Origin of the sequence: Streptomyces sp. NPDC002809 (genome assembly GCF_040295435.1) — a bacterium.
Classification (GTDB): Bacteria; Actinomycetota; Actinomycetes; order Streptomycetales; family Streptomycetaceae; genus Streptomyces.
In genome coordinates, this window is sequence record NZ_JBEOVJ010000009.1 from 45,219 (window position 1) to 59,100 (window position 13,882).

Below are 13,882 nucleotides of genomic sequence, written 5' to 3' on the forward strand. Positions count from 1 at the left end.
ACGGAAGCGGCCGGACGGAAGCGGCAGGAGGTCGGGCGGCAGGAGGTCGGGCGGCAGGAGGTCGGGCGGCAGGAGCGGGCGGCAGGAGGCCGGACAGCAGTGGGTCAGGCGGTCCAGTCGAGGATGACCTTGCCACCGAGTCCGCTCGCCGCGTCGTCGAAGGCCGCCTCGAAGTCGCGGTAGCCGTACCGGCCGGTGATCACGGGGGCGAGGTCGAGGCCGCCCTCCAGCAGGACGGACATGGCGTACCAGGTCTCGTACATCTCGCGGCCGTAGATGCCCTTGATCGTGATCATGGAGGTGACGATCCGGGACCAGTCGACGGCGAAGTCCTCCGACGGCAGTCCGAGCATCGCGATCCGGCCGCCGTGCGTCATGTTCGCGATCATGTCGCGCATCGCCTCGGGGCGGCCGGACATCTCCAGACCGATGTCGAAGCCCTCGCGCAGTCCGAGCTCCCGCTGCCCGTCGGCGATGGTCTGCTCGCCGACGTTGAGGGCGAGGCTCACACCGACCTTGCGGGCCAGCTCCAGGCGGGCCTCGCTGACGTCGGTGATCATGACCTTGCGGGCTCCGGCGTGCTTGGCGACGGCGGCGGCCATGATGCCGATCGGGCCGGCGCCGGTGATCAGGACGTCCTCGCCGACCAGCGGGAACGACAGCGCGGTGTGCACGGCGTTGCCGAACGGGTCGAAGATCGCGGCGACGTCCAGGTCGACGGGGACCCGGTGCACCCACACGTTGGACGCGGGCAGCGCGACGTACTCGGCGAAGGCCCCGTCGCGTCCGACACCGAGTCCCAGCGTGGAGCGGCAGAGGTGGCGGCGTCCGGCCAGGCAGTTGCGGCACTTGCCGCAGACCAGGTGGCCCTCGCCGCTGACCAGGTCGCCGACGGCGATGTCGACGACGTCGGAGCCGATCGCGGCGACCTCGCCGACGAACTCGTGGCCGAGGACGAGCGGGGTCCTGATGGCGTTCTGTGCCCAGCCGTCGTAGTTGCGGATGTGCAGGTCGGTGCCGCAGATGCCGGTACGGAGCACCTTGATCAGCACGTCCGAGGGACCGGTCTCCGGCTCCGGCACGTCCATCAGCCAGAGTCCCGGCTCGGCCTTCTGCTTCACGAGTGCCTTCACGGCTGCGGCTCCCTGTACCTGGTACGGCGTTGATGTCCCCGGGCCGGGGGCATGCCAGAGGAAGCCTGCGGCCCGGGGAAGTATGAGAGGGACGGTGGCAGCGCGCTCGACCGGCTGCCGCGCACCATCCTCCGCCGTCACGGAGAAATCTGCCGTACCCCGCGCCCCAGGTCCATCGAGGTTTTCTTAAGCACGCCCGCAGCTTGGCTTCACGCCCTGCCGTACGGGCAATGCGGGCCCTTGCTCCGTCCGGGGGACGGACACCGGGGCAGGGGTACCGCCCCGGTGGGGAGTCACACCGCCGCCCAGCCGTCGTCCACCGGCAGGATCGCCCCGTTGATGTTGCTCGCCGCGTCCGAGGCGAGGAACAGGATGGCCGCCGCCTGCTCCTCGGGCCGGGCCAGGCGGCCGAGGTTGACGAAGTGGGGGCCCAGCGCCGCCGGGCCGTGCGCGGCCGGGTCCGCGTCCGCGACGATGCCGGTGGCGGTGCCTCCCGGAGCGATGGCGTTCGTACGGATGCCCTGCTTGCGGTACATCACCGCAAGGTTCTTGGTCAGTCCCACCAGGCCGTGCTTCGAGGCCGTATAGGCGGCGCCCGCCGCGCTGCCCCGCAGACCGGCCTCGGAGGCGGTGTTGACGATCGCGCCCCCGCCCGCCGCCAGCATGTGCGGCAGTACGGCGCGGGTGAGCAGGAACGGCGCGGTCAGATTGACCCGCAGGACGCGCTCCCACACCGCGTCGGTCACGTCCGCCGCCGCTTCCATTCCGTCCATGATTCCGGCGTTGTTCACCAGGACGTCCACGCCGCCGAAGCGCTCCACCGCGGTCCGCACCACTTCGTCCACGACCGCCTGGTCACTGAGGTCGCCGGTGACGGCGACCGCTGTGCCGCCCGACCTCTCGATCGACTCGACCGCCGACGCGGCGCCCTGCGCGTCGAGGTCCGCGACCAGGACCCGGGCGCCCTCGGCGCCGAAGGCGAGGGCCGCCGCCCTGCCGATCCCGGACCCCGCCCCGGTGACGATGACGCCGCGCCCGTCGAATGTGCCCGCCATGAAGCTCTCCTGTTCGTCGTTCGGGGCGGCGCCCGCCCCTGGTCATCACCACCCTACGACTTAATGTCCGTGAGTGACACGAAGTCATGGTGGAGAATCCCCGAGAGCTCGATCACACGCTGAGCGGAGCCGGAGGAAACCATGACCGCACCCGTTGGCCGAACGGGACGACCGCCCCTGACCGAGGCACGCAGGGACGAGATCCGGCGGGAGATCGCCCGGGCCGCGGTGGACCTGTTCGTCACCCACGGCGTGACCGCCACGACCGGCGAGCAGATCGGCCGGGCCGTCGGCCTGTCGGCGCGCACGGTGTGGCGCTACTTCCCCAGCAAGGAGAGCTGTGTGACGCCCTTGTTCTCGGAAGGCATCGCCACGATCACCGGCCTCCTGCGGGAGTGGCCGCCCGGGCAGCCCCTGGACCGGGCCCTGGACGAATGGCTCACGGCGGGGCGGGACCTGGCCGGCGGCCCCGACGAGGCCACCGTCCGCGCCCTGGTCCGGCTCACCCGGACCGAACCGGGACTGCGCGCCGTCTGGCTCCAGACCTACGACGAGGCCGAACCGGCGTTCGCCCGCGCCCTGGCCGAGCGGTCCGGGCTGCCGTCCGATGACCTTCGCGTGACGATCCGCGCGGCGATGTTCAACGCGGCCCTGCGCTCGGCGGTCGAGCACTACGCCTGGCGGGACGCCGCCCCGCAGGCCGAACACGGCGAGCAGACCGAGCACGGCGGGCGGACCGAGCAGGCCGGGCACGCCGAGCAGGCCGAGCAGGCCGAACACACCGCGCACAACGAGCAGGCAACGGCCGAACGCGAGCTGGAGGCGACCCTGCGTCAGGCCCTCGCCGCCGCCGCGGAGGGGGTCAGGTAGGGCCGCCCCACGGGAACCGCGGAGGGGCGGAAGCGGCGCGGCTGGGGCCCGGCACCTGCCCGTTACCCTGACCGGATGACCCAGCACCCCACAGCGGCCGAGCGGCGGCCCGCGAACCGGGGGCCGAAGGCCGCCGCCGGCAACCGGGCCGCCCTCGTCTCCGCCGCCCGGGAGATCTACGCGGCGCACGGTCTGGACGCCCCGCTGTCCGGGATCGCGCGCAGGGCCGGGGTCGGGCAGGCCGTTCTGTACCGGCACTTCCCCGACCGGGACGCCATCGCGGCCGCGGTCCTGGAGGAGAACGTGCGCCAGATCGAGCAGGCGGCCGGCGAGGGTACGGCCCTTGCCGAGGTCCTGGGAGTACTGACCTGGCACCTGACTCAGTCGGCGGCCTTCATCAGCCTCCTGCACGCCGACGAGGCGAGCGGTCACCCGAACACGCGTACGTTCGCCCTGGACATGCACGACCGGGTCGAGCGCGCCCTTCGGGCATGCCTGCCCGAAGGCCACCGGCTGGGCACGCCGGACGACCTCATGCTCGCCGTCTCCATGGTCTCGGGGGCCGTCACCGGCCCCACCCACGAAAAGCGTGAGCACCGGGCACTGGCGGCCTGGGGCCTGCTCGGCGTCACGGTGGGACCGGTGCGCCCCTTCGAGGGGTGAGGGGGCGAGGGGACGGGCGGGTTCAGCCGCCGTTGGACTGCCGGATGCCCTCGGCGAGCGCTTCGAAGGTGTACAGGTAGCCGCCGGCGGGTCCGCTGACGGTCATGTACGCCTTGGTCCCGCCGGGTGTGATCGCCACATTGGTCGCCGACTCCAGCCCTTCGGCGCGGGCCGGGACCTCCACCGTCGCGAGGCGCTCACCGTACTGGCTGTACACGGCCATCGCGGGCCGGCCGTGCAGTGCCTGGTACAGGTTGCCGTCGGCGTCCACGGCGATCGAGTCGGTCTGGGCGACGCCTCCGTCGACGCGGACGGCGGTGTGCCGGCCCGCCATTCCGGGCCGCTCCTCGACGGGGAGGTAGGAGATCCGGTTCTCCGTCAGCTCGCTGATCCACAGCCCGCGGTAGTCCACGTCGAACGAGATGCCGTTCGTCGCCGAGAGGCCGCCGGCCAGCACGGTGGCGTTCCCGCCGTCCCGGCCGATGCGCACCACACGCCCTCGCGCCTCACCCTCGGACATGCCGAGGGCGTCGCTGACGTACAGATTGCCGTCCGGGTCGAAGGCGATGTCGTCGGGCTGCATCCGTGCGCCGTCGACCTCGGCGGCGAAGAAGGTGCGCTTGTCGCTTCCGTCCGGTGCCAGGGAGACGATCTCGCCGTGGGTGATGTCCGACAGATAGAGCCGCCCGTCGTAAGGGCTGAACTGGGCCGAGGTGTACGTCCCCCGACTGTCGGTGAAGACCGTGCGCACCGTCTTCTTCCGGACATCCACGCGCAGCACCTTCGGCTTCCCCGGGGGCGCGGTGACGTCGACGACGTTCAGTTCGCCGTCCGCGCCGAAGACCGGACCCTCCAGGAGAGTCATCCCGGTCTCCTCGTGCACCGTGGTCAGCCGCATGAGTTCACGGGCGGTGACGGTCCTGCCGGAAGCCGCGGAGTCCGCCGCTCCACCGGGGCTGTACGTCTCGGTGCCGCACCCGGCCAGGGCCAACGTACCGAGGGTGGCGAGCACGGCCAGTGAGCGGTTCCGGAGTCGTCGCATGGGGGGTCCCTCTTTCTGTCCGAAGATCGACGTGCCCCCGCACTCTAACCGGACAGCACTGTCCGGTTGTTGCTACGGTGCGGAAGGCCGCCCGATTCCAAGGCAGTCAGGCAGCACATGGACGGTTCGGCCCACAACTGACAGACGCACGAACGGCGAAGAGAAAATCGAGGCCCCCCACATGACGCAGCCTCAGACACCGACCCCCGACGAGCTTTCCGCACTGCGCCGGCGCTACCGCCACGAGCGGGAGCGACGCGTGCGGCCCGACTGCCCCCGCCAGTACCGGGGCACCGACGCCGAGTTCGGCTTCTACGCCGCCGACCCGTACGTGGAGGAGCCGGCCGGGCGCGAACCACTGCGCGACACCGTGGACGTCGCCGTCGTGGGCGGCGGGTTCGGCGGCATCCTCGCCGGAGCACGACTCCGCCGGCAGGGCGTGGAACGCGTCCGCGTCATCGACAAGGGGGGCGACTTCGGAGGCACCTGGTACTGGAACCGGTACCCCGGCATCCACTGCGACATCGAGTCCCACGTATACCTGCCGATGCTCGACGAGACCGGGTACGTACCGCGGTGGAAGTACGCCCCGGGAGAAGAGATCCGGCGTCACGCCGTCCGGATCGCGGAGAAGTCCGGCCTCTACGCGGACGCCCTCTTCTCGACCACCGTCACCGCTCTGACCTGGGAGGAGAGTTCCCGCACCTGGGTCGTCACCACCGATCGCGGCGACACGTTCCGGGCGACGTACGTCGTCACCGCCACCGGCACCCTGTCCGATCCGAAGCTGCCCGGCATACCCGGCATCGAGGATTTCACGGGGCACACCTTCCACACCTCCCGGTGGGACTACGCCTACACCGGCGGCTCCCCGGAAGGCGGCCTGACCGGGCTTGCGGGCAAGAACGTGGGTGTCGTCGGCACGGGCGCCACCGGTGTTCAGGTCATCCCGATGCTGGCCGAGGACGCCGGGCACGTCTACGTGTTCCAGCGCACCCCCTCCACGGTGGACGTGCGCGCCAACCACCGCACCACGGCCGCCGACGTCGGCGCGGACCGCGAGGGCTGGGCCGGTGCACGGCGCGAGAACTTCCTGCGCATCGTCTCGGGCGAGGTGTCGGGCGAGGATCTCGTGGCGGACGGCTGGACGTCATCGGCCGGTCTGCTGGAGAAGCTGCTGCCGAGCTTTCGCCGTCCCGGCGACCGGGAGGAGTTCGAAGCAGCCTACGAGGCCGCCGACGCCGCCAAGATGAACGAGGTACGGGCCCGTGTCGAGCGCACGGTCACGGACCCGACGACGGCCGAGGCGCTCAAGCCCTGGTACCGGTACGCCTGCAAGCGCCCCACCTTCTCCGACCTGTACTACCCGGCGTTCAACCGCGACAACGTCACCCTGGTCGACACCGCGGACACCCACGGCATCGAGCGCATCACCGAGGACGGCGTCGTCGTGGGCGGTGCCTCGTACGCACTCGACTGCCTGATCTTCGCCACCGGGTTCTCCGTCGGCGTCTCCGGCGTCCTCTCCGGCAGGCTGCCCGTCCACGGCCGGGGAGGCACCCAACTGCTCCACGCCTGGGGGCAGCACGGTGTCCGCAGCCTCCACGGCTTCACCTGCAACGGCTTCCCGAATCTGATCCAGATGGGTTCACTGCAGAACGCGAGCAGCGTCAACTACACGCACATTCTCGACGAGCAGGCCGTGCACGCCGCCGCCCTCGTCGCCGCGGCCGAGGACAGGGGTGCGCTCCTGGAACCCTCCCGCGAGGCCGAGGACGCCTGGCTCGCCACCATGGCGCAGGGCGCCCCGGACCACGCGTGGTTCCACGCCGAGTGCACTCCCGGCTACTACAACCGTGAAGGGCGCGGCCGCCCCAACGCCCCGAGCGCCTATCCGCACGGCGCCACCGCCTTCCACGAGCTCCTGCGCCACTGGCGGGAGAAGTCCATGGACGAGGTGCTCACCCGGTAGGGAGCACGCTCAGCCCTTCCGGAGGAACTCCCGCAGATGCCGGGCGAGTTCCTCCGGCCGGTCCTCCGGGATGAGGGTGTAGCTGTCCGCGATCTCCACCAGCTCGCCCTTGGGCAGCAGTCCGGCCAGCCGGCGGCCGTGTTCCGGCGGCATGACCCTGTCCTCCGATGCCCAGACGACGAGCGCCGGCCGGTCGAAGGTGCGCAGGGCCTCCGCCCAGCGCAGGAGCTCGGCCTTCGGTGGCACGCCCAGGACGTACTTCCTCAGGTCCCGGCGGATCTCCCCGGAGCTCCACAGCGGCCGGAACCAGGCGCCCATCACGGCGTCCGGTACCGGCCGCTTGCTCATCCGGCCCCACGTCATCGGCAGCCGCCGCATCGGCTTGAACCTCAGCAGGGTGAAGGCCGCCTTCAGGCCGCCGGGCATCCTGGCCGAGGCGTACAGGTTGCTGCCCGGAAGGCCTGGCGGGAAGTTGTCGAAGGCCTCGCAGGAGGTGATGACCAGCTTGCCGATCCGCTGGTCCCTGCCGTCCGCGACGAGGGCCTGGGCGCCGCCCCAGTCGTTCATGACCAGGGTGACGTCGGTGAGGCCGAGCGCTTGGAGGAACTCCGCGACCAGCCGTGCGACGCCGAGGACCGAAAGGTCGGCGTCGGGCCGCATCGGCCTCCGGTGGCCGCCGAGCGGCAGTGTCGGCACGATGCACCGGTGGCCGTCCCGCAGATCCGCGACGACGTGCCGCCACAGCGAACCGTCCATCGCCACGCCGTGGAGCAGGACCACGACCGGTCCGTCGCCGCCGGTGTCCTCGTACTCCACGATTCCTGCGGAGAGTTCCAACTCGGCCATTCGGTACCCCTCTTCGCCGGCAGTCCCGCATCAGTCACCTCACCGTACCCAGCGGCGGGCCGGGAACAGACGGCTCACACCGATGCGTACGGTCCGGGGCAGCGGGCCCGTCCCCGGTTCGCCGCGACGGCACGCACGGTCGCCCGGGCCGGCCCGAGGGCCGGCGAGGCGCCGAACGGCCGCCGTACGCAAAGGGCTTGCCGCGAGACCGCTCGGCTGCGCCGGACCGCCCACCTTCGCCGGACCGGGCAACTGATTGACATGAACAGGTCTTGACCACTGAAGCCGCAGCTCCCTAATGTGATCGGGCATCAGACGTCTGCTGTCCGTTTTCAGAAAATGGAGTTGTTCCATGACCGGAAGACGAACCCTGCTCCTCTCCGCCCTGTCGCTGCCGCTGGCATCGCTTCTGACCGTGTCCCCCACCTCGGCAGCACAGGCCGCGGCACCTGCCGCCCCGCAGTCCTTCTACGTCGACTGCGGCGCCACCGCCGCCGGCGACGGGGCCCAGGCCACGCCCTGGAACTCACTGACACCGGTGAACGCCCACACGTTCCAGCCGGGTGACTCGATCCTCCTCAAGCGCGGATCGACCTGCACCGGCCAGACGCTCTTCCCCAAGGGCTCGGGCGCGGCCGGAGCCCCGATCGTGGTCGACGCCTACGGTACGGGCGCCAAGCCCGCGCTGGCCGGCGCCGGGCAGGTCACCGATGTCGTACAGCTCGCGGACCAGCAGTACTGGGAGGTCCGCAACCTGGACATCTCCAACAAGGGGGCGGCCGCGGCGACCCGACGCGGCGTCCACATCACCAGGACCGACTCGGGCACCGGCACCTACTACCGGCTCACGGGTCTCGACGTCCACGACGTCAACGGGAACCAGACCAAGAAGGACGACGACGCCAGCGCCGGAATCTTCTTCGAGGTCCTGGGCAACACGACACCCACGAAGTTCGACGACGTCGTCCTGACGGGCAACACCGTGCGGGCCGTGGACCGTTACGGGATCCACTTCTGGACCCGGTGGATGCAGCGCCCCGAGCTCGCCAACGCCAACTGCGGGACGACCTGCGGGGCGTGGACCCCGCAGACACGGGTCGTCATCCGCGGGAACACCGTCACCGACATCGGCGGCGACGCGATCGTGCCGCACCACACCGAGGGCGCGCTCCTCGAATACAACAAGGTCGACGGCTTCCGCGAGCGCGAGCCCGCACACTGCGCGGCCGGCCTCTGGGGATGGAACACCGAGGACACGCTGTACCAGTTCAACGAGGTGAGCGGCGGCAAGAGCACCTGCGACGGGCAGGGGCTCGACCTCGACGAGGGCAATATCCGCACCATCTACCAGTACAACTACAGCCATGACAACGAGGGTGGCTTCATCCTCCTGTGCAACGGCGGCGGGTCGACGACCGCCGACAACATCGTCCGGTACAACATCAGCCAGAACGACGGCGGCCAGCTCTTCGACATGGTCTGCGCCAAGACGACGAACACGCAGATCTACAACAACACCTTCTACCTCTCGAAGCCGGTCGAGATCATCAGCAACTCGAACGGTTCGACGGCGGCGAACGCCACGTTCACCAACAACATCTTCCACGTGGCGACGGCCGACGCGAGCTACGTCAACGCCGCGGGCCTCGGCTACAACGCGAACGTCTTCTACGGCACCCACCCGGCCGGTGAGCCGGCCGACGCCAACAAGGTGACGACGGACCCGAAGCTGACGGCCCCCGGCACGGCCACCTCCCGCACGGACGCCGACGGCTACCGGCTCCAGGCGGGTTCCTCCGCCCTCGCCAACGGCGCGGTCGTGCCGAACGCGGGCGTACGTGACTACTTCGGCGGCCCGGTCGCGGCCGGTTGCGTACCGGACCGCGGCGCGCACCAGTCGTCCACCGCCTGCGTCCAGCCGACGGGTCCGGCGGCCGGGGTCAACCGGATCTCCGCCGGCACCCAGGCGATCGACGTACCGGCGCACTCCACGGTCCAGGGCACCCAGCTGGTCGGCTGGCTCTGGAACGGCGGCACCAACCAGCAGTGGAACGTCACCGCCAACACCGACGGCACCTACACCCTGAAGAACGTGCAGAACGGCCTGTGCGCCGAGGTCTACAAGAACTCCAAGGCGGCAGGGGCCGCCATCGACCAGTGGGCGTGCAGCGGCGACGCGAACCAGCGCTGGACCGCCACTCCCGCGACCGGGGGCTACAAGCTGACGAGCAAGTCCAGCGGGCTGCTCCTCACCGCCGCCTCCACCACGAACGGGGCGCTGCTCACCCAGCAGGCGGCCTCCACCACCGCGGTGCAGACCTGGACCTTCACCAAGCTGTCCTGACCGGACCGCGGCGGAACGGGCGGGGCCGGGTATCCGAATGGGTGCCCGGCCCCGTCGCCATGACTGCCACCACGCTCAGTCCCGCGGCCAGGGCCGCCCGTCGAGGCGCTCGATGTCGCGGTTGAGACGGGCGAGGCTGTCCGCGAGCTGAGCGGCCTCCTCCGGGGTCCACTCGGCCAGGACGCGCTCCAGACCTTCCCGGTTCTCGGCCCGGTCCTTGTCCAGCCGGTGCTCGCCCTCGGCCGTGATGACGAACTTCCGGGCGATCCCGCCGTCCGGGTCGGCGATGCGCTCGACGACACCGACACGGAGCATCGCAGCGGTCTGCCGGTTCAGCGTCGAGGTGTCGAGGCCGAAGGCGTCGTGCAGCTGACCGATGGACATCGGGCCCTGGGCCCGGATGCGGCTGAGGAGGATGTAGGCGCTCCGGTCGAGCCGCCCGCCACCCCGCGAGGTCAGCAGGCTCATATGCCTGCCGAGCAGCATCGTCTCGAATTCGATCCGGTCCACAGGCATGTCCACGCGAGGCTTCCTTCGACTGCCGGGCTCGCCCCCCGTAGGGCGGGCGACCTCTTTTGTACATATATACCACAGGTATGCATCATGCACGTGATGTGCATAATGCACTTCCCATGTACTGTGCATATCTACTGCATGGTGCGATCCGCCATGGCCCGGCAGAGCTATAGGAGTACCCGTGAAAACAATCCGGCCCACAGCCCGCTCCGGCGGCGTTGTCGGCATCCTCGCCTTCGCGGGCATCGTGGCCGCGATCACGCAGACCCTGGTGGTGCCGCTGATCGCGGAACTCCCCGAGCTGCTCGGTACCTCCACGTCGAACGCCTCCTGGGTCATCACCGCGACACTGCTCGCCGCCGCGGTGGCCACGCCCGTCGCCGGACGCCTGGGCGACATGTTCGGCAAGCGGCGCATGCTGCTCGTCTCCCTTGTCCCGCTCGTCGCGGGCTCAGTGGTCTGCGCCCTCTCCTCCTCGGTTGTCCCGATGATCGTCGGCCGCGGACTGCAGGGCCTCGGGATGGGCGTGGTGCCGCTGGGCATCAGTCTGCTGCGCGACGTGGTGCCCGCCGAGAAGCTCGGCTCGTCCATCGCGATCATGAGCGCCTCCATGGGCGTGGGCGGCGCGCTGGGGCTCCCCTTCGCGGCCGCCATCGCCGAGAACTCCAGCTGGCGGGTCCTGTTCTGGGTCGTCGCCGCGCTGGCCCTGGCCGTCGGTGCGCTGATCTGGTTCCTCGTCCCCGCCGACGCGGAGAGCAGGGCCGCACAGCACTTCGACGTGCTCGGCGCCATCGGCCTGGGCATCGCGCTGATCTGCCTCCTGCTCGGCGTCTCCAAGGGCGCCGACTGGGGCTGGGGCAGCGGCACCACCCTCGGCCTGCTCGCCGCCTCGGTGGTCATCCTGCTCGTCTGGGGCCGGTGGGAACTGCGCACCACCGACCCGCTGGTCGACCTGCGGGTGACCGCCCGCCCCCAGATCCTCCTGACGAACGCGGCCTCGGTCCTGATCGGCTTCTCCATGTACGCCCAGTCCCTGGTCGTGCCCCAGCTGTTCCAGCTCCCCGAAGGGACCGGTTACGGCCTGGGTCAGTCGATGCTCGCGATGGGCCTGTGGATGGCCCCGTCCGGCCTGATGATGATGGCCATGTCGCCGGTCGGCGCCAAGCTCTCGGCGGCCAAGGGCCCCAAGGTCACCCTCGCCATCGGCGCGCTGATCATCTCCCTCGGTTACGGACTCGCCGTCCCGATGATCGACGGCGGCTCCACCTGGAGCCTGCTCGCGGTGACCCTCGTCTGCAACACCGGTGTCGGCTTCGCCTACGGCGCCATGCCCGCACTCATCATGGGCGCCGTGCCGCAGTCCGAAACCGCCTCCGCCAACAGCTTCAACACACTGATGCGCTCGATCGGCAGCTCCCTGTCCGCCGCCGTCATCGGTGTCGTGATGGCCCAGATGACCACCGACTTCGGCGGCCACGCCCTGACGTCGGCGGGCGGCTTCCGCGCCGCCATGCTGATCGGCTGCGGCATCGCCCTCGCCGCGGCGGTCCTCGCCGTCCTCATCCCCGTACGGGCATCGGCGAAGGGCGATCCGCTCGCAGCCGCTCCCGCGACGCCCGAGGTCACCACGGCCAAGGTCTGACGTGGCCGAAAAGGTTTGAGCAACGCCCCACCACCCGAAATGGTTGTCCTGTCCCCTCCAGGGGCAGGACAACCTGCTTTTGCCTCGAACCGCTCACCGCCTCGGCCGTAGACTCGCCGGATGGCCAAGTATTTCGACGTACATCCCGAAAATCCCCAGCGGCGCACCATCACCACCGTGGCCGAAAGCATCCGCTCCGGGTCACTCGTCGCGTATCCGACGGACTCCTGCTACGCCCTCGGGTGTCAGCTCGGCAGCCGTGACGGCATCTCCCGCATCCGCGCGATCCGCAACCTCGACGACCGTCACCACTTCACGCTCATGTGCCAGAACTTCGCCCAGCTCGGGCAGTTCGCGCAGATCGACAACGACGTGTTCCGCGCCATCAAGGCCGCGACCCCCGGCCAGTACACCTTCATCCTCCCCGCGACGAAGGAGGTGCCGCGGCAGCTGCTGCACCCGAAGAAGAAGACCGTCGGCGTCCGCATCCCCGACCACGTCGTCACCCAGGCCCTGCTGGCCGAACTCGGCGAGCCGCTGCTCTCCAGCACCCTCCTGCTGCCCGACGAGGAGGAGCCGATGACCCAGGGCTGGGAGATCAAGGAACGCCTCGACCACGAGGTGGACGCCGTCCTCGACTCCGGTGACTGCGGTACGGAGCTGACCACCGTCATCGACTTCTCCGGCGGCGAGGCGGAGATCGTACGACGCGGAGCCGGCGACCCGTCCCGCTTCGAGTAGCCGGGTGCGCGGGCCGGGACCACACCCCCGGCCCGCCGGGCCCGATCCCCCTGCCCCCTCACACCGGAGGACCTGACCGACCATGCCCCGTGCCGTCACGCTGATACGCTCCGCCGCCCTGTCCGACGTCGCCGAGTACGCCTATGCCGCCACGGCCCCCGCCGAGGCACGGCTGATCTTCCTGGCGGGCGCGTGCCCGTTGAACGAGGACGGTTCGACGGCAGCGGTCGGGGACTACGCGGGCCAGGCGGCGAAAGCCGTGGAGAACATGCGGACCGCGCTGAAGGACGCGGGCGCGTCCCTGGATGACGTCATCAGTACGCGCGTGCTCGTCGCCTCCACCCGGCAGGAGGACCTGGGGACCGCCTGGAAGGTGGTCCGGGACGCGTTCGGCGACCATGACGTTCCCAGCACCCTGATGGGCGTCACCGTGCTCGGCTACCACGACCAGCTCGTCGAGATCGAGTCCGTCGCCGCCGTCCTCGACGCCTGACACCACCGGGAGCCGATCAGTACAGCAGGTCCAGCTCCGCGCGGACCGTCTTCCCCGGCCACCCCGGCGGTACGCGCTCCAGCACCGCCCACCGGTCCGCCAACGCCTCGACCAGCACCAGCCCGTGACCGCTGTCCGACCCGGGCGGCGGGGCCACGACCTCCCCGGGGCCCGGCGGCCGGCATTCGCCCCGGGTGTCGGTGACCTCGATACGCAGCGTGCCGACGATCTCCGGACCGCCGGAAGCCAGGGCCAGCAGCAGCTCGAAGTCCCTTCCCGGTACGCGGCCGTGGGTCGCCGCGTTGGCCGCCAGCTCGGCCACCAGCAACGCGGCGGTGTCCGACACGTCCGTGCGGTACGGGACGCCCCAGACATGCAGTTGATGAACGGCCAGCCTGCGGGCGAGGCGCGCGCCCCGGGGCGTCGAGCTGAACCGCTGCACGAACAGCTTCTCGGTGCGCGGCCGGTGTGGGGTGACGGGTGCTTCCATGCGCCCCAGCGTCACCCCACCGGACCGCCCGGACCAGCTCCGCCACTCGTACGCTGGGTCAGCGTACGAGTACGG

13 protein-coding genes are annotated in these 13,882 nt (G+C 70.6%); 7 read left to right on the forward strand and 6 right to left on the reverse strand.

What is annotated here, in order from left to right; translation table 11 throughout:
- Positions 1-104 precede the first annotated feature (104 nt).
- Together tdh and ABT025_RS08380 are read right to left on the reverse strand one after the other, a co-directional pair.
- Complete coding sequence (gene tdh / locus ABT025_RS08375; protein WP_350991268.1) at positions 105-1,133, reverse strand: L-threonine 3-dehydrogenase; 1,029 nt, start codon at positions 1,131-1,133, stop codon at positions 105-107.
- Positions 1,134-1,426: 293 nt separating this feature from the next.
- Positions 1,427-2,188, reverse strand: coding sequence for an SDR family NAD(P)-dependent oxidoreductase (locus ABT025_RS08380; RefSeq protein ID WP_350991270.1), 762 nt, complete (start codon positions 2,186-2,188; stop codon positions 1,427-1,429).
- 141 nt (positions 2,189-2,329) lie between these two features.
- Here ABT025_RS08380 and ABT025_RS08385 point away from each other — a divergent pair, with 141 nt between their 5' ends.
- Both ABT025_RS08385 and ABT025_RS08390 read left to right on the forward strand, forming a co-directional pair.
- Positions 2,330-3,058, forward strand: a complete 729-nt coding sequence (locus ABT025_RS08385; RefSeq protein WP_350991272.1) for a TetR/AcrR family transcriptional regulator — start codon at positions 2,330-2,332, stop codon at positions 3,056-3,058.
- Between the two features lie 75 nt (positions 3,059-3,133).
- A complete protein-coding gene (locus ABT025_RS08390) occupies positions 3,134-3,721 on the forward strand; it encodes a TetR/AcrR family transcriptional regulator (protein WP_350991274.1) in 588 nt (195 codons plus the stop codon).
- Between the two features lie 22 nt (positions 3,722-3,743).
- On the opposite strand, the gene ABT025_RS08395 is transcribed toward ABT025_RS08390, so the two are convergent.
- Positions 3,744-4,763 (reverse strand): SMP-30/gluconolactonase/LRE family protein, encoded by a 1,020-nt coding sequence (locus ABT025_RS08395; RefSeq protein WP_350991276.1) that lies wholly within the window; start codon positions 4,761-4,763, stop codon positions 3,744-3,746.
- 181 nt (positions 4,764-4,944) lie between these two features.
- Between ABT025_RS08395 and ABT025_RS08400 the strand changes: the two genes are divergently transcribed.
- Positions 4,945-6,735, forward strand: coding sequence for a flavin-containing monooxygenase (locus ABT025_RS08400; protein WP_350991278.1), 1,791 nt, complete (start codon positions 4,945-4,947; stop codon positions 6,733-6,735).
- 9 nt (positions 6,736-6,744) lie between these two features.
- On the opposite strand, the gene ABT025_RS08405 is transcribed toward ABT025_RS08400, so the two are convergent.
- Complete coding sequence (locus ABT025_RS08405) at positions 6,745-7,581, reverse strand: alpha/beta fold hydrolase (protein ID WP_350991280.1); 837 nt, start codon at positions 7,579-7,581, stop codon at positions 6,745-6,747.
- A gap of 352 nt (positions 7,582-7,933) precedes the next feature.
- Here ABT025_RS08405 and ABT025_RS08410 point away from each other — a divergent pair, with 352 nt between their 5' ends.
- Positions 7,934-9,925 (forward strand): RICIN domain-containing protein, encoded by a 1,992-nt coding sequence (locus ABT025_RS08410; RefSeq protein ID WP_350991282.1) that lies wholly within the window; start codon positions 7,934-7,936, stop codon positions 9,923-9,925.
- Between the two features lie 75 nt (positions 9,926-10,000).
- Here ABT025_RS08410 and ABT025_RS08415 read toward each other — a convergent pair whose 3' ends face one another.
- The gene (locus ABT025_RS08415; RefSeq protein ID WP_350991284.1) at positions 10,001-10,447 is read right to left on the reverse strand and encodes a MarR family winged helix-turn-helix transcriptional regulator; all 447 of its coding nucleotides are present in this window, start codon (positions 10,445-10,447) and stop codon (positions 10,001-10,003) included.
- A gap of 175 nt (positions 10,448-10,622) precedes the next feature.
- Between ABT025_RS08415 and ABT025_RS08420 the strand changes: the two genes are divergently transcribed.
- The 3 genes from ABT025_RS08420 to ABT025_RS08430 all read left to right on the forward strand — a co-directional run bounded on the left by ABT025_RS08420 (position 10,623) and on the right by ABT025_RS08430 (position 13,317).
- The gene (locus tag ABT025_RS08420) at positions 10,623-12,083 is read left to right on the forward strand and encodes an MFS transporter (protein ID WP_350991286.1); all 1,461 of its coding nucleotides are present in this window, start codon (positions 10,623-10,625) and stop codon (positions 12,081-12,083) included.
- 120 nt (positions 12,084-12,203) lie between these two features.
- Positions 12,204-12,824, forward strand: coding sequence for an L-threonylcarbamoyladenylate synthase (locus ABT025_RS08425; protein WP_350991288.1), 621 nt, complete (start codon positions 12,204-12,206; stop codon positions 12,822-12,824).
- A gap of 82 nt (positions 12,825-12,906) precedes the next feature.
- Positions 12,907-13,317, forward strand: a complete 411-nt coding sequence (locus ABT025_RS08430; RefSeq protein ID WP_350991290.1) for a RidA family protein — start codon at positions 12,907-12,909, stop codon at positions 13,315-13,317.
- Between the two features lie 16 nt (positions 13,318-13,333).
- On the opposite strand, the gene ABT025_RS08435 is transcribed toward ABT025_RS08430, so the two are convergent.
- Positions 13,334-13,807: an ATP-binding protein gene (locus ABT025_RS08435; RefSeq protein ID WP_350991292.1), complete on the reverse strand. Its 474-nt coding sequence runs from the start codon at positions 13,805-13,807 to the stop codon at positions 13,334-13,336.
- Positions 13,808-13,882: the final 75 nt, after the last annotated feature.

Bases quoted from the DNA above. Each gene is read 5' to 3' on its own strand.
- ABT025_RS08380 (WP_350991270.1), bottom strand. From the start codon at position 2,188: ATGGCGGGCACATTCGACGGGCGCGGCGTCATCGTCACCGGGGCGGGG.
- ABT025_RS08385 (WP_350991272.1), top strand. From the start codon at position 2,330: ATGACCGCACCCGTTGGCCGAACGGGACGACCGCCCCTGACCGAGGCA.
- ABT025_RS08390 (WP_350991274.1), top strand. From the start codon at position 3,134: ATGACCCAGCACCCCACAGCGGCCGAGCGGCGGCCCGCGAACCGGGGG.
- ABT025_RS08395 (WP_350991276.1), bottom strand. From the start codon at position 4,763: ATGCGACGACTCCGGAACCGCTCACTGGCCGTGCTCGCCACCCTCGGT.
- ABT025_RS08400 (WP_350991278.1), top strand. From the start codon at position 4,945: ATGACGCAGCCTCAGACACCGACCCCCGACGAGCTTTCCGCACTGCGC.
- ABT025_RS08405 (WP_350991280.1), bottom strand. From the start codon at position 7,581: ATGGCCGAGTTGGAACTCTCCGCAGGAATCGTGGAGTACGAGGACACC.
- ABT025_RS08410 (WP_350991282.1), top strand. From the start codon at position 7,934: ATGACCGGAAGACGAACCCTGCTCCTCTCCGCCCTGTCGCTGCCGCTG.
- ABT025_RS08425 (WP_350991288.1), top strand. From the start codon at position 12,204: ATGGCCAAGTATTTCGACGTACATCCCGAAAATCCCCAGCGGCGCACC.
- ABT025_RS08430 (WP_350991290.1), top strand. From the start codon at position 12,907: ATGCCCCGTGCCGTCACGCTGATACGCTCCGCCGCCCTGTCCGACGTC.
- ABT025_RS08435 (WP_350991292.1), bottom strand. From the start codon at position 13,807: ATGGAAGCACCCGTCACCCCACACCGGCCGCGCACCGAGAAGCTGTTC.